General features: G+C 70.8%; 22 protein-coding genes. 6 read left to right on the forward strand and 16 right to left on the reverse strand.

Features of this window, described 5'->3' with window-relative positions; all coding sequences use genetic code 11:
- Nucleotides 1-472 precede the first annotated feature (472 nt).
- Nucleotides 473-697 (reverse strand): FmdB family zinc ribbon protein, encoded by a 225-nt coding sequence (locus tag OHA21_RS35725; protein WP_328462622.1) that lies wholly within the window; start codon nt 695-697, stop codon nt 473-475.
- Between the two features lie 1,340 nt (nt 698-2,037).
- Between OHA21_RS35725 and OHA21_RS35730 the strand changes: the two genes are divergently transcribed.
- Nucleotides 2,038-2,868, forward strand: coding sequence for a lytic transglycosylase domain-containing protein (locus tag OHA21_RS35730; protein ID WP_328462624.1), 831 nt, complete (start codon nt 2,038-2,040; stop codon nt 2,866-2,868).
- An 86-nt stretch (nt 2,869-2,954) separates the two neighbouring features.
- Nucleotides 2,955-3,974 (forward strand): GNAT family N-acetyltransferase, encoded by a 1,020-nt coding sequence (locus OHA21_RS35735; protein ID WP_328462626.1) that lies wholly within the window; start codon nt 2,955-2,957, stop codon nt 3,972-3,974.
- A gap of 109 nt (nt 3,975-4,083) precedes the next feature.
- Here OHA21_RS35735 and hemB read toward each other — a convergent pair whose 3' ends face one another.
- From hemB to OHA21_RS35775, 8 genes are all read right to left on the reverse strand, one after another.
- A complete protein-coding gene (gene hemB / locus OHA21_RS35740) occupies nt 4,084-5,073 on the reverse strand; it encodes a porphobilinogen synthase (RefSeq protein WP_328462628.1) in 990 nt (329 codons plus the stop codon).
- Nucleotides 5,074-5,129: 56 nt separating this feature from the next.
- Nucleotides 5,130-6,716, reverse strand: coding sequence for a uroporphyrinogen-III synthase (locus OHA21_RS35745; RefSeq protein WP_328462630.1), 1,587 nt, complete (start codon nt 6,714-6,716; stop codon nt 5,130-5,132).
- Nucleotides 6,713-7,642, reverse strand: coding sequence for a hydroxymethylbilane synthase (gene hemC / locus OHA21_RS35750; RefSeq protein ID WP_328462632.1), 930 nt, complete (start codon nt 7,640-7,642; stop codon nt 6,713-6,715). The genes OHA21_RS35745 and hemC overlap by 4 nt, the downstream gene beginning before the upstream one ends.
- Entirely contained in the window at nt 7,639-8,946 is a 1,308-nt protein-coding gene (locus tag OHA21_RS35755; protein WP_328462634.1) for a glutamyl-tRNA reductase, read from the reverse strand. Before OHA21_RS35755 ends, hemC begins: the two co-directional genes overlap by 4 nt.
- Nucleotides 8,943-9,683, reverse strand: coding sequence for a redox-sensing transcriptional repressor Rex (locus tag OHA21_RS35760; RefSeq protein WP_328462636.1), 741 nt, complete (start codon nt 9,681-9,683; stop codon nt 8,943-8,945). Before OHA21_RS35760 ends, OHA21_RS35755 begins: the two co-directional genes overlap by 4 nt.
- 231 nt (nt 9,684-9,914) lie before the next feature.
- Nucleotides 9,915-10,556, reverse strand: coding sequence for an HAD family hydrolase (locus OHA21_RS35765; protein ID WP_328462638.1), 642 nt, complete (start codon nt 10,554-10,556; stop codon nt 9,915-9,917).
- Between the two features lie 11 nt (nt 10,557-10,567).
- On the reverse strand, nt 10,568-10,822 hold the full coding sequence (locus OHA21_RS35770; RefSeq protein WP_328478748.1) for a glutaredoxin family protein: 255 nt from the start codon (nt 10,820-10,822) through the stop codon (nt 10,568-10,570).
- Nucleotides 10,819-12,318 (reverse strand): class I adenylate-forming enzyme family protein, encoded by a 1,500-nt coding sequence (locus tag OHA21_RS35775; protein ID WP_328462640.1) that lies wholly within the window; start codon nt 12,316-12,318, stop codon nt 10,819-10,821. Before OHA21_RS35775 ends, OHA21_RS35770 begins: the two co-directional genes overlap by 4 nt.
- A 379-nt stretch (nt 12,319-12,697) precedes the next feature.
- Here OHA21_RS35775 and OHA21_RS35780 point away from each other — a divergent pair, with 379 nt between their 5' ends.
- Both OHA21_RS35780 and OHA21_RS35785 read left to right on the forward strand, forming a co-directional pair.
- Nucleotides 12,698-13,747: an ECF subfamily RNA polymerase sigma factor, BldN family gene (locus OHA21_RS35780; RefSeq protein WP_328462642.1), complete on the forward strand. Its 1,050-nt coding sequence runs from the start codon at nt 12,698-12,700 to the stop codon at nt 13,745-13,747.
- A gap of 175 nt (nt 13,748-13,922) precedes the next feature.
- Complete coding sequence (locus OHA21_RS35785; protein WP_328462643.1) at nt 13,923-15,065, forward strand: DUF5667 domain-containing protein; 1,143 nt, start codon at nt 13,923-13,925, stop codon at nt 15,063-15,065.
- 116 nt (nt 15,066-15,181) lie between these two features.
- Here OHA21_RS35785 and OHA21_RS35790 read toward each other — a convergent pair whose 3' ends face one another.
- The 5 genes from OHA21_RS35790 to OHA21_RS35810 all read right to left on the reverse strand — a co-directional run bounded on the left by OHA21_RS35790 (nt 15,182) and on the right by OHA21_RS35810 (nt 18,974).
- The gene (locus OHA21_RS35790; protein WP_328462645.1) at nt 15,182-16,174 is read right to left on the reverse strand and encodes a lysophospholipid acyltransferase family protein; all 993 of its coding nucleotides are present in this window, start codon (nt 16,172-16,174) and stop codon (nt 15,182-15,184) included.
- Complete coding sequence (locus OHA21_RS35795; protein ID WP_328462647.1) at nt 16,171-17,268, reverse strand: NAD-dependent epimerase/dehydratase family protein; 1,098 nt, start codon at nt 17,266-17,268, stop codon at nt 16,171-16,173. The genes OHA21_RS35790 and OHA21_RS35795 overlap by 4 nt, the downstream gene beginning before the upstream one ends.
- 113 nt (nt 17,269-17,381) lie before the next feature.
- On the reverse strand, nt 17,382-17,483 hold the full coding sequence (locus tag OHA21_RS35800) for a 30S ribosomal protein bS22 (RefSeq protein ID WP_007465623.1): 102 nt from the start codon (nt 17,481-17,483) through the stop codon (nt 17,382-17,384).
- 175 nt (nt 17,484-17,658) lie between these two features.
- A complete protein-coding gene (locus tag OHA21_RS35805; protein WP_014447695.1) occupies nt 17,659-17,871 on the reverse strand; it encodes a helix-turn-helix domain-containing protein in 213 nt (70 codons plus the stop codon).
- 182 nt (nt 17,872-18,053) lie between these two features.
- Nucleotides 18,054-18,974, reverse strand: coding sequence for a proline dehydrogenase family protein (locus OHA21_RS35810; RefSeq protein ID WP_328462650.1), 921 nt, complete (start codon nt 18,972-18,974; stop codon nt 18,054-18,056).
- A 112-nt stretch (nt 18,975-19,086) separates the two neighbouring features.
- Here OHA21_RS35810 and OHA21_RS35815 point away from each other — a divergent pair, with 112 nt between their 5' ends.
- On the forward strand, nt 19,087-19,629 hold the full coding sequence (locus OHA21_RS35815) for a CGNR zinc finger domain-containing protein (RefSeq protein ID WP_328462652.1): 543 nt from the start codon (nt 19,087-19,089) through the stop codon (nt 19,627-19,629).
- Here OHA21_RS35815 and OHA21_RS35820 read toward each other — a convergent pair.
- Nucleotides 19,626-20,438, reverse strand: coding sequence for a sugar phosphate isomerase/epimerase family protein (locus tag OHA21_RS35820; protein WP_328462654.1), 813 nt, complete (start codon nt 20,436-20,438; stop codon nt 19,626-19,628). The genes OHA21_RS35815 and OHA21_RS35820 overlap by 4 nt on opposite strands.
- An 85-nt stretch (nt 20,439-20,523) precedes the next feature.
- On the opposite strand from OHA21_RS35820, the gene OHA21_RS35825 reads away from it, so the two are divergent.
- Nucleotides 20,524-21,351, forward strand: coding sequence for a hypothetical protein (locus tag OHA21_RS35825; protein WP_328462656.1), 828 nt, complete (start codon nt 20,524-20,526; stop codon nt 21,349-21,351).
- Nucleotides 21,352-21,461: 110 nt separating this feature from the next.
- On the opposite strand, the gene OHA21_RS35830 is transcribed toward OHA21_RS35825, so the two are convergent.
- Nucleotides 21,462-22,145, reverse strand: a complete 684-nt coding sequence (locus tag OHA21_RS35830; RefSeq protein WP_328462658.1) for a response regulator transcription factor — start codon at nt 22,143-22,145, stop codon at nt 21,462-21,464.
- Between the last annotated feature and the right edge of the window lie 71 nt (nt 22,146-22,216).

Here is a 22,216-nt window from a genome sequence, read left to right on the forward strand (position 1 = left end):
TCGACGGTGGCATACGGGACTACGCGTCTCGTAACGAAAGAGATCGAACGCGGGAAACGCCGCGCTCGGTCAAAACCGTCGGGCCGTTCGGGTGTACCCGTATGGGGCACGCGGAAGGACACGCCCTGCAAGCGCCGCCTCACCGGGTGGAGTCGGCGTGCTTTTGCCGCGCGGCCGTCTGGGGGCCGGCCACGCGGCGTCCTCCTTGATCAGTCTCTGGTCAGTTCTTACTCAGCTCTTGCTGAGCGCCTTACTCCGCGCCTGCTTACGCTGCCTGGCTCACGCTGCCTGGCCGCCCTGCTCGCGCTGCCATGCTTGCGCTGCGCTGCTTGCGCTGCCCTGCTTGCGCTGCCCTGCCCTGCCCTGCCCTGCCCTGCCCTGCCCTGCCCTGCCCTGCCCTGCCCTGCCCTGCCCTGCTTGCGCTGCGCTGCGCTGCTTGCGCTGCGCTGCCCTGCTTGCGCTGCTGGCTTGATCAGCAGCCGCAGGCGCCGCCGCAACAGCCGCCTCCGCCGCTGCCGCCCGCCGCTGGCCCGGATGGCGCTGGGCCACCCCGCCCGGTCACGGTGACTGTGGACAGCAGCTTGACGGTGTCGTCGTGGCCTCCCGGGCAGGCTGCCGGAGCGCTCGCCTCACTCATCGGACGACTGACCTCGAAGGTGGCGCCGCAGGCGCGGCACCGGAACTCGTAGCGCGGCATCCGACCAGCGTAGGGCCCCTATAGGCAGTTGCGCACGGGGGTTTGTCCACAGGCCTGGCGCGAGCTCCCCGGGGAGTGACACAGACGGGTAGGGTCGACCCGTGGCGGAGGCGCAGAAGAACCCAGCAGAGCGACCGGAGTTGCGCTCGGCGGCGCCGCACCAGGGCGGGCCGCTGGGCAGTTCCGGCGCGGCGCCGCATCCGGGCGGGCCACTCGGCAGTCCCGGCGCGGCGCCGCACCAGGGCGGGCCACTCGGCAGCTCGGGCGCGGCCCCCGCACCCGACAGCTCCAGCGCTCCGTCCGGCAGCGGTGAGGCCGCGCCCGAAAAGCCCGCCGCTCCGGAGTCGACAGTCACGCCCCGCCCGGATGAGGGGTCGGCCACCGCTCAATCAGCTCCAGCCGGCCCAGAGCAGCCGGCGGACCCGGAGCAGGCCGCCAGCGGCCATGCCCAGGCAGACTCAGACTCAGACTCAGACTCAGACTCAGACCGGCCCGGCGGTCAGGCGGACTCGCGCCAGGCCGGCGGCCAGGCGGAGGCGGCCTCGGATCATGCCGGTGGCCGGGCAGAGACAGCCTCGGACCAGGCTGGCGGCTCCTCGGCGGCCCCAGATCCATCGGGCAGCACCGCAGCAGCGGCTCCAGACCAGCCCAGCGGGCGGGGTGAGGCCGGTTCTGAGAAGGCGGCCGATTCTGTCCAGGCCGACTCCGCCTGGGCAGGCCTTGTAGCGGCGGCTGGAGCAACCGCAGCCGCTCTCGCCAAGTCGGCCGGTGCCGCCCGGTCCGGCGCGGGCACGGAGCCAGCCGACGGCAGCCGTCCCGCTTCGACCGCCGCAGCCGAGAAGAACGACACGACAGCAGGCTCGAAGGAGCCTGGAGCGGGCAGCACTGGCCCGACTGCAGCAAAGCCCGGCGAGCCGGCAGCAGCAGGATCGGGCCCAGCCGCAACAAAGCCCGGCGAGACGGCAGCAGCAGGAGCGAGCCCAGCCGCAACAAAGCCCGGCGAGACGGCAGTGGACGGCGCCAGCGCGACCGGAGTCGGGGCGAAGCCCGGCGAGACGGCAGCGGGCAGCACGGACGCGGCCGGAGGCAAGCCGGGCGAGGCGTCAGCGGGCAGCACGGACGCGGCCGGGGGAAAGCCGGGCGAGGCGTCAGCGGCCAGCACAGACGCAGCCAAGGGGAAGCCGGGCGAGGCGGCGGGCGGTTCTGGGGCTACCGCGAGTGGGGCCAAGGCCGGCGTGGCGGCGGCCGGGGTTTCGAAGGGGCGGCGCTTTCATCCGGTGGCGTCGGTGGGGCGGGCCGGGAGGGCTACGACGGCCTGGGCCAAAGGGCCGCGCGGGCGGGTGATCCTGCCTGGTCTCGTGGTGGTCGCTCTGGTCGCGCTGGCTGTCACCTCGGGCGCCTATCTGGTTCCCCGGGCGCTGGAGGCTGCTCCGGCACCGAGCGCCACGCCGACCTTCACCGGGCAGTCGGCCGCGCCGGGGGCCACCTGGGGTGAGCCGTCCGGTGCGCCGCCGTCGTTCGGGGCGCCGGTGGGGACCTTCCCGTCCGCGCCGGGCGTGAGTGGGCCGCCGACTGCGCAGCCCACTGTGACCGGTGCCCGGCCGGCGGATTCGCTGGCCTCGTGGGCGCAGCAGGTCGGCGTTCGGGTCGGTATCCCGGTGGTGGCGGTGCAGGCTTATGGCTACGCCGAGCTGGTCACCGCCAAGCAGACGCCGTCCTGTCACCTGAGCTGGACCACGCTGGCCGCGATCGGCAAGATCGAGTCGGGGCACGGCAGTCACGAGGGTGCTGTGCTCGGGGTGGACGGAGTGGCTCAGCCGACGATCTACGGGCTGCCGCTGGACGGGCAGGGTGGGCGGCAGCTGATCCGGGACACCGACCGCGGTGCGCTGGACAAGGATGTCACCTTTGACCGCGCGGTCGGGCCGATGCAGTTCATCCCGGCCACCTGGCAGGCGACCGCGATCGACGCGGACAACGACGGTCAGAAGAATCCGAACGACATCGACGACGCCGCCCTGACCGCCGCAGCCTATCTCTGTCAGGGCGGGCGGGATCTGGCCAAGGCCGAGGTGTGGTGGGAGGCGGTGCTGACCTACAACGACGTCCGGCAGTACGCGCAGGACGTCTTCAACACGGCGAACGATTACGGGCTGCGCAGCCGCACCTGACGGACACCGCGACGCAGGGTGACCAAGCCCGTACTTTTGCGTGGTCAACCCTTCCCTGAAGGTCCGGTAAACGGCACGATGTACGGGTGAGGGTGCGTGAATGGGATCCCCGCTCCGCGTCCGCGGCCGAGATCCAGTCGCTCGTGGAGATGGTCAACGCGGTCATGGCCGCCGATCTCCCCGATGATCCACCCTGGCGGGACGTGCAGGTTCGGGACTATCTGGCCGAGACCATGCCGGGCGAGCGGCGGATCACCTGGATCGCTGAGGACGACCGCCTTCCCGAGGGCGAGGGCCAGATCTTCGCCCACGTCAACATTCTGCTGCTCGGTGACATCGGTGTGCTGGAGATCGTGGTCCGGCCGGAGCTGCGCCGCCGCGGGCTGGGCCGGCAACTGGTCGGTGTTGCCGCCCGCCGGGCGTACCTGGAGGGGTTCTCCTCGATCGGGGTGGAGGCGATCGGCGGCACCTCGGCGATCCCGTTCTACGAGGCTCTCGGCTTCGAGCGGGAGTACGTGGAGACCCGTTCCGTGCTGAACCTGGACGCGGTGGACTGGCTGGCCCTCGGCTCGATGGCGAACGGGATCAGTTCCGGTTACCGGATCGAGTATCACCCCGGTGGCCCGCCGGACTGGCTTCTGGAAGCATATGCGCAGGCCAAGGCCGAGGCTCAGCACGACGACGACGATCTCGACCTGGCACCCCGCTCGTCCGATCCGCAGCGTCTGCGCGACTCGCTGAACACCTTGCACAAGCGAGGTCTCAAGCCGTACATCGTGTTGGCCATGCACGAGGCCACGGGCAGCGTGGCCGGCCTGACCGAGGTGGTGGTCCCGGCGCAGCATCCGGAACGCGCCGACCAGTACGACACGATCGTGGTGCGGGAGCACCGCGGCTACGGCATCGACCGGGCGATCAAGGCCCGGATGCTGTTCGAGTTGCGCGCCGCCGAGCCGGGGCTGCGGCAGGTGCAGACGTGGAACGCACAGCACAACGAGTCGATGCTGAAGGTGAACGCCGAGCTCGGCTATCAGTCCGATCGCGACTGGTTCGAGTACATCGCCGACGTCTCGCAGCTGGTCCAGAGCCTGGAGCCGACCCAGTAAAGAGCACCACGTGCATCAGCCCGGCGGCCGCGTTGCGGCCGGGACCGGGCTGGGTGCTCGCGTGGACTCTCGGGACGGTGTCGATTCGGCGGAACGGCCTAGGCCGTACTCAATAGCGGTTTCGCAAGATCTGGGCCACCTCGGTGGCCCAATAGGTGAGGGTGATCTGCGCGCCCGCGCGCTTGATCGAGGTGAGCGATTCGAGGATGACGCGTTCGCGGTCGATCCAGCCGTTCGCCGCGGCGGCCTCGACCATCGCGTATTCGCCGGAGACCTGGTAGGCCGCGACCGGGACGGTGACCCGCTCGCGGATCGCGACGATCACGTCGAGGTACGGCAGCGCCGGCTTGACCATGACGATGTCCGCGCCCTCGGCCACGTCGAGGTCGACCTCGCGCAGCGCTTCCCGCAGGTTGGGCGGGTCCTGCTGATACTGCCGCCGGTCGCCCTGCAGGGTCGACTCGACCGCCTCGCGGAACGGCCCGTAGAAGGCGCCCGCGTACTTCGCCGAGTACGCCAGGATCGACACGTCCTGGTAGCCGCGCGCGTCGAGCGCCTTGCGGATCACGCCGATCTGGCCGTCCATCATCCCGGACGGGCCGACCATGTGGGCGCCGGCGGCGGCCTGGGCGACCGCCATCTCGGCGTAGATGTCCAGCGTGGCGTCGTTGTCGACGGATCCGTCGGCGGCCAGCACACCGCAGTGCCCGTGCGAGGTGAACTCGTCCAGGCAGAGGTCGCTCATGATCACGGTGGCGTCGCCGACCTCGGACCGCAGGTCGCGGATGCCGACGTTGAGGATGCCGTCGGGGTCGAGGCCGGCCGAGCCGGTCTCGTCCTTGTTGCCGTTCTCCGGCACGCCGAAGAGCATCAGACCGCCGACGCCCGCGCTGACCGCCTCGTTCGCGGCCTTGCGCAGCGACTCCCGGCTGTGTTGGACGACGCCGGGCAGTGAGCTGATCGGTTTCGGCTCGGTCAGGCCCTCTTTCAGGAAGAGCGGCAGGACCAGCTCGGACGGGGCGAGGCGGGTCTCCTCGACCAGCCGGCGGATCGCCGGGGTGCGCCGCAGCCGGCGCGGACGGATGTCGGGGAAGGACATCGGCGCTCCTACGAAAGGAGAAACGCGCCGGCTGTTCGCCGGCGCGTTTCGGGAGATCAGCGGAATCGGAGAGCGGTCGGACCCTGCACCTTGGAACCGCGGCGCTGCTTGGCGGGCATCGCCGCCAGCTTCTCGCGCAGCTCGAGCGCGTACTCGGCGAGCGCCTCGACCAGGTCCGGCACCGACGCCGTCTGCGGCTGGGTGTCCACCCGCAGACCGAACTCGACCGCGGTCTCGGCCGTCTTCGGGCCGATCACGGCGACCACGGTACGGGCGTGCGGCTTGCCGGCGATGCCGACCAGGTTCCGCACCGTCGAGGACGAGGTGAAGAGCACCGCGTCGAAGCCGCCGGACTTGATCGCGTCGCGGATCTCGGCGGGCGGCGGAGCGGCCCGCACCGTCCGGTACGCGGTGACGTCGTCGACCTCCCAGCCACGCTCGATGAGCCCGGCTGCCAGCGTCTCGGTCGCGATGTCGGCGCGCGGCAGCAGCACCCGGCCGACCGGGTCGAGGATCTCGTCGTGCGGCGAGAACTCGGCCAGCAGACCGTCGCTGGACTGCTCGCCGGACGGGATCAGCTCGGGCTGGATGCCGAACGCGCGAACCGCCTCGGCGGTCGCCTCACCGATGCAGGCGATCTTCACGCCGCCGAAGTGGCGGGCGTCGAGGCCGTGCTCGCCGAACTTCTCCCAGACCGCGCGGACCGCGTTCACCGAGGTGAAGATCACCCAGGCGTACCGGCCGTCGACCAGGCCCTTGACCGCGCGTTCCATCTGGGCCGGGGTGCGGGGCGGCTCGACCGCGATGGTCGGCACCTCGCACGGGATGGCGCCGTAGGCACGCAGCCGGGCGCTCATCGCGCCGGCCTGCTCCTTGGTACGCGGAACGAGCACCTTCCAGCCGTACAGCGGGCGGTTCTCCCACCAGCTCAGGGTGTCGCGTTCGGCGACGTCCGAGCCGACGGTGAGGACGACCCGGCCGGTGAAGCCGAGCGCCGCCGCGACGAAGCTGTCCACCGTCGAGGTGGTGGTGTACTGCGTCTCCCCGGTGCCGTCGCCGGTCACGCCGACCGGCACGCCCGGCTCGACACCGGCGGCCAGCAGGCCGTCCCGGACGGCGGCGAGGTCACCGGCGTCCACGGCGACCGCGAACGAGCCCTTCTGGGCGGCCGCGGCGAGCGCGTCGAAGTCCAGGGTGGTGATGTCGTCGACGTCGGCGGCGATCCGTACGCCCGGCAGCGGCACCCCGGCGTACGCAGCGACGCCCTCGGCCTGCCCGATGCCCGGGATCACCTCGAAGTGCACCGCGGTACGCGCGACCGCCTGCACCTCCTTGACCACCGAGTCGTGGCCGAACGGGTCACCGGCGACCAGGTGCACGGCGGAGAGGCCGGACTTGGCGGCGGAGAGCAGCACCTTGGCGACGTCGCCGGGCGCACCCTCGGCCGGGCTGAACTGCGCGTCCTCCTTGGCGCCGGAGCGGATCGCGCTGAGCAGCGTCTCGGGCACGCCACGGTCGTAGACCACCTGGTCGGCATCGGTCAACGCCGCATACGCGCGGCGGGTCAGCAGCTCCGGGTCGCCGGGTCCGGCGCCGATGAACGCGATGCGTCCGGCTGGCTTACGGGCGGTGCGGGTGGTCATTCTGTGCTCCCCATCAGGGTATCGGCTCCGGCGTCGAGGAGATCGATGGCAAGTGCCTTGCCGATCTCCGCCGCGCCGGCGGGCGTTCCGGTGCGCGACAGTCGGATGGCTCGGACCCCATCCGGGCTGATCACCGCACCGCGCAGGTAGATCTCGTCACCGTTCTCGCCCTCGGCGAGCTCGGCATGTGCCGCGACCGGGGCGGAGCACCCGGCCTCGAGCGTGGCAAGCATCGACCGCTCCGCCATGACGACGGCGCGGGTCGGTGCGTGGTCGACTGCGGCCAGCAGTCCGACCACGTCACTGTCGTCGTTCCGGCACTCCACCGCCAGCGCCCCCTGGGCCGGGGCGGGCAGCATGAGCATCGGGTCGAGCGTCTCGGTGATCTCGGCCGACCGGCCGAGACGTGCCACACCGGCCCGGGCGAGAACGACGGCATCGAGGTCGGCCTCGGGTCCGAGTACCCGGGCGATGCGCGAGTCCACGTTCCCTCGGATCGGCGTGACCTGCAACTCTAGGCCCAAAGCACGCAGTTGCGCGATACGGCGCACCGCACCGGTGCCGATGACCGAGCCCGGCGGGAGCTCCGCCAGGGTCAGGCCGTCGCGGGCGATCAGGGCGTCCCGCGGGTCCTCGCGGGGCGGGACGGCCGCGATGTGCAGCCGTGCGTGGTCGGCCGTGGGCAGGTCTTTGTACGAGTGCACGGCGAAATCGATCTCACCGGCGATCAGAGCGTCGCGCAGCGCGGAGACGAAGACCCCCACGCCGAGCTGCTGGACCGGCGCCGAGGAGCGGTCGCCGGCCGTGACGATCCGGACCAGCTCCACCGGGCGGCCGGTGACGGCGGTCAGCTCGTCGGCGACCATCTGCGACTGGGTCATCGCCAGGGCGCTGCCCCGGGTACCGAGCCGAAGCGGCTTGCTCACGCCTTTCCTCCGATCTCGGGCACGGCATTGGCCTGGGTGGCAAGGGGCACGTCCAGGTCGAACAGCTCGCGGAGCAGGGCCGCGTACTGGTCCCCGCCGGGCTCGGCGGCAAGCTGCCGGACCCGCACGGTCGGCGAGTGCAGCAGCTGCTGGACGACCCGGTGCAGGGTACGGGAAACGTCGGCCCGCTGCTCCTCGGTGAATTCCGGACGACGGGACACCAACTTGCGCATCTCCGCCGAGACGACCTCTTCAGCGCGGGTCCGCAGCGCCGCAACTGTGGGCGCGATCTCCGCCCCGCGCAGCCAGCCGAGGAAGTTGTCCACCTCGCCGGCGACGATCTGCTCGACCGCCGCGGTCTCCGCCGCTGCCGGGTGGGTCCGGCGGCTGGCGGCAAGGCTGTCGATGTCGACGACAACCAGGCCGGGCAGATCGGTGGCGTCCGGCGCCACGTCCCGCGGAACGGCCAGGTCGAGGACGATCAGCTGGTCCTTTTTCGCGGACAGCGCCGTGGAGAGGCGGTCGCGGGTCAGCACCGGCTCGGTGGAGGCGGTCGCGCTGACCACGATGTCCACCTCGCCGAGCACCCGTTCCAGGTCCTCGAACGGCACGGCGACCGCGCCGTACGCCTCGGCCAGCCGGTCGGCCCGCTCGGCGCTGCGGTTGGTGATCCGCAGCGGTCCCACCCCGGTACGGGTGAGCGTGGCCACCGACAGCGCACCCATCGCCCCCGCGCCGATCACCAGCGCGGAACGTCCTTCCAGGTCACCACCGAGATGGTCGGCGGCCACGTCGAGGGCGGCGGTCACCACGCTCTGCCCGGCCCGGTCGATGCCGGTCTCGGCGTGCGCCCGCTTGCCGACCCGCAGCGCCTGCTGCATCAGCTCGTGCAGCAGCCGTCCGGCGGAGTCGACCTCGGTCGCCGCGTGGTACGAGTCGCGCAGCTGCCCCAGGATCTGGGCCTCACCGACGACCATCGAGTCGAGCCCGGACGAGACCCGGAACGAATGCCGGACCGCGGCCTCGCCGTAGTGCACGTACAGGTGGCCGGCGAGCTCGGTGGCCGGGATGCCGGAGTGCTCGGACAGCACGTTGCAGATGTCACCGAGGCCGCCGTGGAAGCCGCTGACCGCCGCGTACACCTCGACCCGGTTGCAGGTGGAGACGACGACCGCCTCACCCACGTACGGCTGGGCGACCAGCTTCTGCAACAGGTCCGGAACGTCCGACTCGGGGATGGCGAGCCGTTCCAGGACGGCGACGTCAGCGGTGCGGTACGAGGCACCGATGCTGAGCAGGTTCACGAGCCGACCGCCTCCTGGTTGTCCGCCGCGGCGGCCCGGCCACCCGGAAGCGCGGTCAAGGACGCCTTGCGGTGTTCATGGAACGAAAGGATCTGGAGCTCGATGGCGAGATCCACCTTTCGCACGTCGACGTTCGGCGGCACCGAAAGGACTCCGGGCGCGAAGTTCAGAATGCTGGTCACACCGGCGGCGACCAGGGCGTCGGCGACCATCTGCGCGGTACCCGGCGGGGTCGCTATCACACCGATCGCGATCGACTCCTCGGCCGCGATCCGGTCCAGCTCGTCGATGTGCTGCACGGTCAGCCCGTTGATCCGCTCGCCGACCTTCTTCGGGTCGGCGTCGAAGAGCGCGACGACCCGGAAGCCACGGCTGGCGAATCCGGCGTACCCGGCCAGGGCGTGCCCGAGGTTGCCGACGCCGACCAGGCAGACCGCCCGGTTCTTGTCCAGGCCGAGGATGTACTCGATCTGGTCGACCAGAAGGGTGACGTCGTAACCGACACCACGGGTCCCGTACGACCCCAGATGCGAGAGGTCCTTGCGAAGTTTGGCGGAATTCACCCCCGCGGCGGCCGCGAGCCCCTCGCTGGAGACCGTCTCGGCGCCGGTCTCGGCGAGGTGATGGAGGGCGCGCAGGTACTCGGGCAGTCGCGCGATGGTCGCCTCCGGTAGATCCGGGAAGGCCGGGACGCCACCGGCTTCGCCGGGCGTGCTTCCGTGACGCTGCTGACTCATCTGACTCCGTGCCGACGAGGCGGACCTGCGGTGAGCCCTGTCTGTGCGATACCGGTGGAACCCTCGTGGAGAGGTTGTGGTAGCGGGGCTCGTCGGAGTCACAGAGTAGGCGCTTGTGAAGGCGTGCACAAATCGCGATCTTGTCGGGACAATTGGACAAGATCGACCCGCTGTGTTAGCCGGGCCGACCTGTCGAGTATTACTTGTCCGACCCCACCAGGGCCACTTGACTCAGAGTGACATGGCCATCTTTACCGCGTCCACGAGCGTGTCGGCCACCGGACGGCCGGATTCCCGCAGTCGGGTCGGGTGGGTGAACCCGCCGGTGTAGAGGACCGCTTTGCCGCCGACCGACTCGGCCGCGTCGGCGTCGTCGAGCGAGTCGCCGATCATCACCACGTCACGACCGGCCACGCCGAGCCCGTCCAGGTGGGCGGCGAGGTGGGCGGCCTTGAACCCGCCGCCGAGCTCGGCCCGCAGTCCGTCGATCCGGGTGAACATGCCGGTCAGCCCGAAGGACTCGACGGCCGGGACCAGCTCGCTGTGGAACCACATGGACAGCAGCGACTGGCTGCCCGGCCAGGCCTTGATCGCGGCCTGCGCGTCGGCGGCCAGCGCGATGTCGGTCAGCCCGACCCGGTACGCGTCGTGGAAGATCCGGTCCAGCCGGCCGAACTCCTCGTCGTCGACGGCGCGCCCGAGCATCTCGGCGTAGAACTCGGCGACCGGGCGCCGGAACGCCAGCCGATGCTCGTCGGAGCCGACGTCGCGGCCGCCGACCGAGGCGAAGGCCGTGTTGGTCGACGAGACCACCAGGTGCAGATCGTCGAGAAGGGTTCCGTTCCAGTCCCAGACCAGGTGCTTTGCTGTCACGGGGAGCCAAACTACAGGCGGGGTTCACCCGGTTGTCGAGCCAGATCCCGCAGCAGGCGCTCCTCCTCGATCCGCCAGTAGCCGTGCTCCTTGCCGTCCAGCAGCAGCACCGGCACCCGGTCGCCGTAGTCGCGTTCCAGCTCGATGTCCGAGTCCACGTCGACCTTCGTCCACTGTCCGGGCGCGATCCGGTCCAGCGTCTGCTCGGCCACCTCGCACAGGTGACAGCCGGCCCGGCTGATCAGGGTGAGTCGGTCGGTCATCAGAGGTCCCTCTTCCGGATCTTGCCGATCGGCGACCGGGGCAGCTCGGCGACCAGCTCGATGCCGGGCAGCTTGAACCGGGCCAGCCGGGCCGCGCAGTGCACCTGCAGCTCGGTCACGCTGGGCGGCGGGTCGCCGGTGGGCACGACATAGGCGTACGGTCGCTGGCCGCTCTCCGGATCGGGCAGCCCGACCACCGCCGAGGCCGCCACCCGCGGGTGCGCGTCCAGCACCCGTTCTATCTCGGCCGGGTAGACGTTGAAGCCGTTCACCAGGATCAGTTCCCCGATCCGGTCGACCAGGACCAGGTCGCCGTCGGCGTCCGCGTACGCGATGTCGCCGGTCGCCCACCAGCCGTCCGGGTCCGGTCCGCCGCTGCCGTCCGGCCAGTACCCGGCGAACAGGTTGGGCCCGCGCACCACGATCTCGCCCGGGTCGGTGCCGGCCGAGGCCGCGACCGACAGGTCCAGCTCGGCGAGATCCTCCTCGACCGACGCGGTGCCGTCGCGCCACAGCTCAGCGCCGCCGCGCGAGCCAGTGCTAGCCCGGCCGGCTTCGCCGGAAAACCCGCGAACGGCACGTAACAGCAGCTCCACCCCGGGCAACGGCCGGCCGATCGAGCCGCTCTTGTCGCGGTGACTGACAGCGGTCGTGGTCAGCACGGGAGAGGACTCGGTCAACCCGTACCCGATCAGGATGCTCTTGCCGGTCAGCGCCCGGAAGCGCGCTGCCTCGCCGGCCTCCAGCGGCGCCGCGCCGCACACCGCGGTCCGCACGCTGCCCAGCCGGGCAGCGGCCTCCGGCAGCCGGGTCCAGGCCTGATACATGCCGGGTACGCCTACCGTCACGGTGACGCCGTGCGCAGCGATCAGCTCGAGCGAGGCCGACGGCTCGAAACGCTCGGCCAGCACACCGGTCGCCGCGTGGTGCGCGACCGTGCCGAGCCCGGTGTTCAGCCCGTACGCATGGAAGAACGGCACCGCGAGCAGCACCACGTCGTCCGGGCCCACCACCGGGGGCTCGATCCGGTCCAGCTGGTCATGGTTGGCGGCGAGCGCGGCGTGGGTCAGCATCGCGCCCTTCGGCCGCCCGCTGGTGCCCGAGGTGTAGAGCAGCACCGCGAGGTCTCCGGCGCGGACCTCCGGCAGGGCGACGTCCGCATCCAGACTTCCCCGGGGTACGCCCGACAGCGTCTCCACCGCACCGGAGTCGGTCAGCGCGAACTCGAGTTCGTCCTCGGTGTAACCCGGGTTGAGCGGCACGGCGACCCGGCCGGCCCGCAGGATGCCGAAGTAGGCGGCCGCGAAGTCCACGGTGTTGCCGAGAAGCACGGCGATCCGGTCGCCGGGTGCGCTCCGGGAGGCCACCCATCGGGCCGCTGTGGACACCCGCGTGTCCAATTCCGCCCATGTGACAACCGTGTCGCCGGAGATCAGTGCGGGCTTGTCCGGACTGCGATGTGCGGCCTCGGCGACCGGATCAACGGCGGGTTCCTCCACGAGGCGAGAGTCTGGCACAAACCGCCTCCCACCGGGATGCCGGACAGCCGGTCCGATCGCCGGTGAGGCTGCTCGGCGAGTGTGGGGAGAGCTCCGGGCGTCGCGTTTGATCATATTCGCGGCTTTGCGCGCAGCGCACACGGTGTGCGACTCGCTGTGTCCGATGCCGGTGATACTTCCGGTCTGTGTAACGGGATCCACACCAACGGGTGAGGTCAGCCGGCGATTCAGCGGGTTGCCCCACCCCTTTTGTTGTGAGTGACCACCCTCATCCCGAGGAGGCCGCTGTGCCACAAAAAGCACGGAATTTCAGCGAGTTCATGTCTGGCGGGACGGATTCGCGGTCGACACTCCAGGCCCGCCGGGTTGAGGAGGCGAAGTGACTCATGTGTACGCCGAGGACCCGTTCCACCGCGACGTCCTCGCGGCACGGCTCGCGCTCAACGACGGCTTGAACGCCCTGCGCGAGTCAGTGAACCTTTTTCAACCTGGCGTTGGGCTTGACGCCTTCTGGCCATGGATCGGTGCCGGGCGCCACCGCCCTGGCCACGTTGAAAAAAGTTCATTCGACAACAGCTCGATCGTGAACGCGATCCGCGGTGACAGCCCGAAGCAGACCGGCAGCCGCCGGACTCCGAACGGGCCGCCCGCTGTCGCTCAACCGAACTCGGCCAACGGCAAGTTCGGTGGGCGGATCGGCACGCCTCGTCCCCCGGCGCAGCCGACCGCGGGCCAGCGGTCCAACATCGGCGAGTCCGAGACGGTCGCCGGCGACCACACCGTGGTGCTGCCGACCCAGAGCACCACCGGACCGCCGACCGAATCGGCGCCGCCGAAGCATCCGGCCCGGCCCGACCGGGGAGACCCGGCCGCCGAGGTGTGGGCGCTGGTGGAGCGGGCCCAGGCCGGTGAGTCCGAGGCGTTCGGGCTGATCTACGACCGCTACGTCGACACCGTGTTCCGGTTCGTCTACTTCCGGGTCGGCAACCGGCAGCTCGCCGAGGACCTCACCTCGGACACCTTCCTGCGCGCGCTCAAGCGCATCGGCAGCTTCACCTGGCAGGGCCGTGACCTCGGCGCCTGGCTGGTGACGATCGCCCGCAACCTGGTCGCCGACCACTTCAAGTCGGGCCGTTACCGCCTCGAGGTGACCACCGGCGACGTTCTGGACGCCGACCGGGAGGATCGCGGGCCGGAGGGCAGCCCGGAGTCCGCGGTGGTCGACCACATCACCAACGTCGCCCTGCTCACCGCGGTCAAGCAGCTCAACCCGGAACAGCAGGAGTGCATCGTGCTCCGGTTCCTGCAGGGCTTCTCGGTCGCCGAGACCGCGCAGACCATGGGCAAGAACGAGGGTGCGATCAAGGCCCTGCAGTACCGGGCCGTACGAGCACTCAACCGGCTCCTGCCGGAAGGGTTCCAGTCTTGACCGAGCGCCCACAGATGTCGATCTCCGATACCCGATGGCCCCGTCACACACCCGTAACCGGGGCCGCGTGTCGCGCGTTTGTCCGGATGCGACCCCGGGCCGTCACCCACGGCCCGGTCGCCGACGTCGGCCCGCAGGCCGGCGAGACAGTCACGAGCGAGGGGAGGTGCCCACGGTGAAGTTCGATTTCTGGGACCGCCGGAGCGCCGAGCGCTTCGCGGAGCTACTCGACGAGGCCGGCGGCGCCCGTCGGCACCACACCCGTGGCCACGCCGACGTGGAGCTGGACCGGCTGGTGGCCATCGGCAACCGCCTCACCGCGGCCCGGCCGAGCTCACCGGTCGACTCCGAGTTCCGCGTCGGTCTGCGCGCCATGCTGGTCGCGACCGCCGAACGGGACGGCATCGGCCGGACCGCTGACGAGGACGACTTCGAACCGGTCCCGGCAACCGCTGCCGCGGCCCGCCGGCCGATCTTCGGGCGCCGGATCCGGGCCCGCGGCGCGATCGTGATCGGCGTGGCCGCCGGCGCGATGGCCGTCTCCGGAATCTCCGCGGCGAGCGAGAGCGCGTCACCCGGCGACGCCCTGTACGGGGTCAAGCGGTCGACCGAACGGGCGCAGCTGGCGATCGCCGGATCCGATTCCAACCGGGGTCAGCTGTCGCTGGACTTCGCCAGGAACCGGCTCACCGAGGCGGTCTCCATGGACGGCGACGACGCGAGCTTCGCGTCCGTCCTGGACGACATGGACGCCGACACCCGCAAGGGCGTACGGCTGCTGACCACCTCGGCCGTGTCGCACAAGGACGCCAAGCCGCTGACCACTCTGGACGGGTTCGTCGACGGACAGCGGGACGCCTTCGGGCCGGCCCTGGACCGGCTCTCCCCGGACAACCGGGAGCGGGCGCTCACGTCGTTGGCGCTGCTCGAGGACGTGGCCGGGCGCAGCGAGTCGCTGCGGACCGGACTGCGCTGCGAGCGGATCACGCCGGCCGGTTCCGACGAGCTGGGGCCGAAGCTCCGTAACTGCGGCGACGGACAGGGTGACCGTGCCGGCTCCGCGCCACAGCCGGACCGCACCGGCAAGGCCAACAAGCAGGACGAGGATCCGGTCGAGCCGAAGCCGGTAAAAAGCGGCAAGGTCAAGCCGGGCACCACCGCCGGGACGACGGTCCCGGGCGACGCGGACCCGACGCTGCCGGGAGTGCAGCCGGGGACCAGGAGCGTTTCGCCGTCGCCGTCGGGCACGACGACCACGCCGGTGCCGGACGAGGCCGAGGAAGGCGTGCTGGGCGGACTGCTCGGCGACCTGTTCTAGGTCACGAACTTCCAGTCTCGGCGAACGTGGCGAGGGGCGGTGCCGGAGTCAGAAACTCCGGGGCCGCCCCTCATTCGTCACTATAGGACGGTTCAGGGCGGATCTGCCGAGTTCATTCACGGGCCGAACGGGTCCGGCCGCTTCTCCAGGAGCTCGTGCAGGGTGGCCTGGATCGTCTCCCGGACCTGGTCGGCCAGGTTGTAGACGACCAGCGGATCATCCGCGAACTCGGTCAGGTGCGCGGTCGGGATCGGCGGGCAGAACTGGATCAGCCACTTGCTGGGCAACGGCACCATGCCCAGCGGTCCCAGCCAGGGGAAGGTCGGCGTGACCGGGAAGTACGGCACGCCGAGGAGCCGGGCCAGCGGCTTCAGGTCGGCCAGGATCGGATAGATCTCCTCGGCGCCGACGATGGCGACCGGGATGATCGGCGTACCGGTGCGCAGCGCGGCCGAGACGAACCCACCGCGACCGAACCGCTGAAGCTTGTATCGGTCGGCGAAGCGCTTGCCGATGCCCTTGAAGCCTTCCGGGAAGACACCGACGAGCTGGCCGCTGGTCATCAGGCGCTCGGCATCCGGGTTGCAGGCCACGGTGGCGCCGGCCGCGCGGGCCAGCTCGCTCATCACCGGCATCCGGAAGACCAGGTCGGCGCCGAGCAGGCGCAGGTGCCGGTCGCGCGGGTGCTTGTCGCGCAGGGCGACGGTCAGCATCAGGGCGTCCAGCGCGATGGTGCCGGAGTGGTTGCCCACCACCAGGCCACCGCCGTCGGCCGGCACGTTCTCGATGCCGAGGACCTCGGTGCGGAACCAGTCCCGATAAAGGATCTTGAGTAGCGGGTGGAAGAGGGCGTCGGCCAGCTCGGGGTCGAACCCGAACTCGTCCACCTCGTACGCCCCGGCCAGTCGCCGGCGCAGGAAGGCCAGGCCGTTGGCGACCCGCTGATCCCAGACGTCCAGGGTGTCGCCGGCGGCCTGCGCTGCCGAGGACTCTGCCACGGGCTCCTCCGGGATCGGCCGGCGCCCGTTGACCCGCTGCGCCGGGGCGGGCGCGGGCAACCGGAACTCGGCGTGCCCGGGCAGCATGTCGCGATACTCGTGCTGGCTCATGGCCGGTCCCGCCCCACCGCCGCGGTCTCGGCGGCCGCGGGCGCCTCAGCCGCCGCCCGCACCCGGCGGATGCCGTCCAGGATCGCCCGCTCGGCGGCCACGAGCCGCTCGGTGGTGATCGTGGAACCGGCGACGTGCGCCTGGATGAACTCCTCGAAGGCGGCCGCCGTGGTGCGCGGCGTGAAGCCGAACTCGCGGATCAGTCGGGTGGTGTCCACCACCCGACCGTGCACGAAGAGGTCGATCTGGTCCAGCCCGATCTGCTCGACGCCGAGATTGCGCAGCAGCGCGGCGCCGGTGGACAGCGCCGACTCGGGGAGCGGAAGGGCGACGCGGCCGGCCCGGCGAACCGCCTGGGCGAGCATCAGCACACCGGCGCCGGCGACGTTGAAGGTGCCCGGGTGATCCTCGGTCACCGACCGGTGCAGGATCTCCAGTGCGTCCTCGACGTGCACGAACTGCAGCCGGGCGTCGCGGCCGAGCACGGTCGGCACGACGGGCTGGGAGAAGTAGCGGGTCAGCGACGTCTCGGCGGACGAGCTGATCATCGGGGCGAACCGCAGCACTGTGGCGGCGACCTCGGGCCGGCGGCGGCGGAAACCCCGGACGTACCCCTCGATGTCGAGGATGTCGCGGGCGAACGGACCACGCGGCACCGCGCGCGGCTCGGTGTCCTCGGTGAAGACGGCGGGGTCCCGGAAGGACGCGCCGTACGCCGCGGTGGACGAACGCACCACGAGTTTGCGCAACCGGCTGCTGCCCTGCGCGGCGGCCAGCACCTGCATGGTGCCGATGACGTTCTGTTCCTTCATCGCCGCGCGGCCGCCGTGTTCCGCGTCCGGGACGCTGGTCACAGCCATGTGCACGACCGCTTCGGCGCCGAGGTCGGCGATCGCCTCGGTGGCCGCGCGCGCGTCAGCCTGGATCCGCTCCACGCCGTCGAGCAGGCCGAGAAGGCCCGCGGGCGGGTCATGCGGATCCAAGCCGACGACACGGTCGATCCGGGGATCAGCGACGAGGCGTGCGGCCACCCGAGCGCCGAGATAACGGCTGACTCCAGTGACCACGACAACGCTGGGCGGTGAGGTCACCACGGGTGCACCTTTCGATGCGAAGCCTCGGAAAGGGTCGGCAAGAGCCGGAAGCCGGGCTGTGTTCTACCGCGGCGGAAAACCGAGGCAAAACCGTGAGAGAGCCCGGCCGACCGTCACTTGCCGAGACGGCGACGCTGGACGCGGGTCTTGCGCAGCAGCTTGCGGTGCTTCTTCTTCGCCATACGCTTGCGGCGCTTCTTGACCACGGAGCCCATACGAAAAGCCTCTCGAAACCATGAGTGAAACCCGGCCGGAGCCGGTCTGGACGGCGCCCGGAGCACTGGCGCCGCACGAGGCGGCACGCCTGGACCCGGGAACCAACCGGTCAAGCGTACCGGGACGTCCCTACCGGGCCAACACGGACCTCCCCGGCCCCCGGCCTTGCTGCAGTTAGGCGCTTTGCGAGAAGGCGCCGCGCAGATACTCGTGTACCGCGTGCTCGGGCACCCGGAACGAACGGCCGACCCGGACCGCGGTGAGATCACCGCCGTGCACGAGCCGGTAGACGGTCATCTTGGAGACCCGCATGAGTGCGGCCACCTCAGCCACCGTCAGGAATCGAACCTCCGAGAGCCGTTCCTCGGTCTGGGCTGGACCCGTCATCGCGTCGCACCGTTCCTTTCGCAGGCACGATCCACCATGACCGGCCTGGCGGCGCCGGCAGATGACGTGCGTGTCATCAGAACGGTATCGATACGGCTGTGACCAACGCGATACGTTCCGTGAAATGCCCACAAAAAGTCAAGGATGACACGCCGGTTTCGGCCGAGAATCGCCCGAATGCGTTACTTCTTGGAGGTGGCAGCGCGGGCCAGGAAGGCCACGTTGGCGGGGCGCTCGGCGAGGCGGCGCATCAGGTAGCCGTACCACTGCTCGCCGTAGGGCAGATAGATCCGCACGGTGTGGCCGCCGGCCGCCAGACGGGCCTGCTCCTCCGGGCGTACGCCGTAGAGCAGCTGAAACTCGTACTCCCCCGTGGAGCGGTCGAACCAGCGGGCCCGGTCCTCGGCGATCGCGATCAGCCGCGGGTCGTGGGTCGCCACCATCGGGTAGCCCTCACCGGACATCAGGATGTTCAGGCAGCGCACGTACGACTTGTCCACGTCCAGGGCCGACTGGAAGGCGACCGACTCGGGCTCCGCGTAGGCACCCTTGCACAGCCGCACCCGGGACCCCGCCGTCGCCAGCTCCCGGCAGTCCCCCTCGGTGCGCCGCAGGTACGCCTGCAGCACCGCACCGGTCGACGGGAAGTCCCGGCGCAACTCGAGCAGCGTCTCCAGCGTCGCGTCGGTGGTCGTGTGGTCCTCGGCGTCCAGCGTCACCGTGGTGCCGGCGTCGGCCGCCGCGGCACAGATGGCGTGCGCGTGCTCGTACGCCACCTTGTCGTCGATCTGTTGACCCAGGGCCGAGAGCTTCACGCTGACCTCGGCGGCCGGAGTCAGCCCGATGTCGCGCAGGCGGCGCAGAAGCGCGACGTACTCGTCGCGGGTGGCCACCGCCTGTTCCATCGTCCGGGTGTCCGCGCTCAGATGATCGAGGCTGACCGCCAGGCCGTCATCGACCAGTTCCCGGCTCACCCGCAGTGCCTCGTCGGCGCTGCGGCCGGCGACGAACCTCCGCACGACTCCTTTGCTGACCGGCGCGGACTCGACCATGCGCTCGAGCCGGGTGGACCCGGCGGCGGCGAGAAACAGGGAACGGAACATGCGCCGAGCGTAACCTCCGCGTCGCCGTGCGGCCCCGCGGCGCGGCCCCGATTCGCACCTCCCGGGCACGACAGACGTGCCCCCTGGGGCCAGGTACGGCTACCGTTGTCGGGTGAACTTCGATGCGTACGCGCGGACGGCGGTCGACCTGGTCAACGCCGGCCTGGACGATCTCGCCGGATTGCGGGCATTGTTCGCCGGCGAGCAGGCCTACATGCGGGACGAGGTCGCGGAGAAGGACCTCGCCGTCTTCCGCCGCGCCCAGCGGCGCCTGCGCGAGGTCTTCGAGTTCGGCACGTCCGGGCGCGACAACGAGGCGGTCAACGAGCTCAACTCGCTGCTCGAGGCGCACCCGGTGCAGCCACGCATCTCCGGGCACGACGCCAGCGACTGGCACATGCACGTGACCAGCCGCGGCGCCTCGGTCAGCGCGGAGTACCTGGCCGGGGCGGTCTGGGGTCTCGCCGTGTGGCTGTGCGAGTACGGCAGCGCCCGCTTCGGCATCTGCGCCGACGAGCGCTGCGGCAACGTCTACCTGGACACCTCGTCCAACAACTGCCGCCGCTTCTGCTCGGAGCGCTGCGCGACCCGCTCGCACGTCGCCGCGCACCGCGCCCGCAAACGTGCCGCCACCACGCTCACGCCGGCGCTCTAAGCCTGCGTGATCGCCGTTTCGGCGGGGGCCAGATAGCGGCGGGCGAACTCGAGGGCCTCGCGCAGGTCGGCCTCGCGGGCCGGGCGGCTGGCGGCCTTGCGTGTGTTGATTTCGAGGGCGACCGAGCCGGTGAAGCCTTTGCTGACCAGCGAGCGCAGCAGCTCGGCGCAGGGCTGATTGCCGCGGCCCGGGACCAGATGCTCGTCGCGGCCCTCGCCGGTGCCGTCACCCAGGTGCACGTGCCGCAGCCCGGACCCCATCTTGGCGGCCATCTCCAGCGCGTCGATCCGGGACGCCGCGCAGTGCGAAAGATCCAGCGTGTACGCGTCGAAGCCGGTCACGGTGGGATCCCAGCCCGGCGTGTACGGCACGAACCAGCGGCCGGCCATCTTCACCGGGAACATGTTCTCCACCGCGAAACTCAGGTCCGGATGCCGGGCCTGCACCTTGGCCAGCCCCTCGGCGAAGTTGCGCGCGTAGTCCCGCTGCCAGGTGAACGGCGGGTGCACCACGACCGTGGGCGCCCCGAGCGACTCGGCGAGCTGGGCGGCCCGGTTGAGCCGCTCCCACGGGTCCGGGCTCCACACCCGCTGGGTCACCAGCAGGCAGGGCGCGTGCACCGAGAGAACCGGCACGCCGTAGTGGTCGGCCAGCCCTTTCAGGGCACCGGCATCCTGGCTGACGGCGTCGGTCCACACCATGACCTCGAGGCCGTCGTAGCCGACCGTGGCTGCCATCTCGAACGCCGCTGCCGTCGGCTCGGGGAAGACCGAGGAGCTGGAGAGAAGCACGGGAACGCGGGAACTCACGCCCTCCAGGGTAGCCGCGCCCGGCACGCCCGGATATATCAGCTCTAAACGGTCATGATCCATCGGTGCGCGTACGCTGACCCGGATGAGCCGCACGCAGCCACCTCGGGAAGTCCCCCTCGACTTCCCGCGGGAATGGATCGAATTCCTCGACCCCGACGACGAGCAACACCTGGTCCGCGCCGACCTTACCTGGCTGCTCTCCCGCTGGACCTGCGTATTCGGCTCGGCCTGCCGTGGCATTCTCCCCGGCCGGGCCGACGACGGCTGCTGCTCGCACGGCGCGTTCTTCACCGACGCCGACGACGAGAACCGGGTCAAGGCGGCCGCCGCGAAGCTCACCCCGGAGACCTGGCAGCACTACCGGCGCGGGTTCAAGAACTACACCGAGGTGGACACGGTCGACGGGACGAAACCCGCTCGGCGTACGGCCACCCGATCCGGTGACGGCCCGTGCGTCTTCCTCAACGACGCCGACTTCCCGGCCGGCGGCGGCTGCGCCCTGCACGCCCAGGCGCTGCGGGACGGGGCGCACCCGCTCAAGTACAAGCCCGACGTCTGCTGGCAGCTGCCGGTCCGCCGGGAACAGGACTGGGTCACCCGGGCCGACGGCACCAAGCTGCTGCAGTCCACCCTGACCGAGTTCGACCGCCGCGGCTGGGGCCCCGGCGGCCACGACCTGGCCTGGTGGTGCACCTCGTCCCCGGACGCGCACGTCGGCACCGAGCCGATGTACCTCTCCTATGCGCCCGAGCTGATCGCGCTCGTCGGCGAGGCCGCGTACCAGAAGTTGGCCGAGCTCTGCACCGCCCGGATCAAGTCCGGTCTGATCGCCGTCCACCCGGCCACCACCCGGGCGCAGGCGCCGAAGCGCCGCGGCGGACGCGAGCCGGCGTCACCCCTCCGGGGGTGAAACCCCGTCCCGGGATGGCGATCTTATCTAGTCGCATGCCATCTTGGTGCAGAGCAATACCGAATCCCATGGGCCAGGCGTCCAAGGAAGGGCGCCTGGCCGCCCCATCTCTACGGCTCGAACTTGTAGCCGAGACCGCGCACGGTGACGATGTAGCGCGGCGCGGAGGGTTCCGGCTCGACCTTGGAACGCAGTCGCTTGACGTGGACGTCCAGGGTCTTCGTGTCACCGACGTAATCGGCGCCCCAGACGCGGTCGATCAGCTGGCCGCGGGTGAGCACCCGGCCGGCGTTGCGCAGCAGCAGCTCGAGCAGCTCGAACTCCTTCAGCGGCAACTGCACGCCGGAGCCGTCGACGGTCACCACGTGACGCTCGACGTCCATCCGGACCGGACCGGCGGCGAGCGTCGGGGTGGTCACCTCGGCCGCCTCGGCGCCCTGGCGGCGCAGCACGGCACGGATCCGGGCGACCAGTTCACGCGGCGAGTACGGCTTGGTGACGTAGTCGTCGGCGCCGATCTCCAGGCCGACCACCTTGTCGATCTCGCTGTCCCGGGCGGTGACCATGATGATCGGTACCGCCGAGCGCTGCCGCAGTTGGCGGCAGACCTCGGTGCCGGACATCTCCGGCAGCATGAGGTCGAGGAGCACGATGTCGGCCCCGGTCCGGTCGAACTGCGTGAGCGCCGAGGTGCCGGTCGCAGCGACCGAGACCTCGAACCCCTCTTTACGCAGCATGTACGACAGGGCGTCGGAGAACGACTCCTCGTCCTCGACCACGAGCACGCGGGCCAATGAAGTTCCTTCCGTCGTCGGTGGTCGGCTTCAGCACGGTTTTCCGGGTTTGCGGCGGAGCCGCCCGGAAG

The sequence above is a fragment of the Actinoplanes sp. NBC_00393 genome (assembly GCF_036053395.1).
Taxonomy (GTDB): domain Bacteria; phylum Actinomycetota; class Actinomycetes; order Mycobacteriales; family Micromonosporaceae; genus Actinoplanes.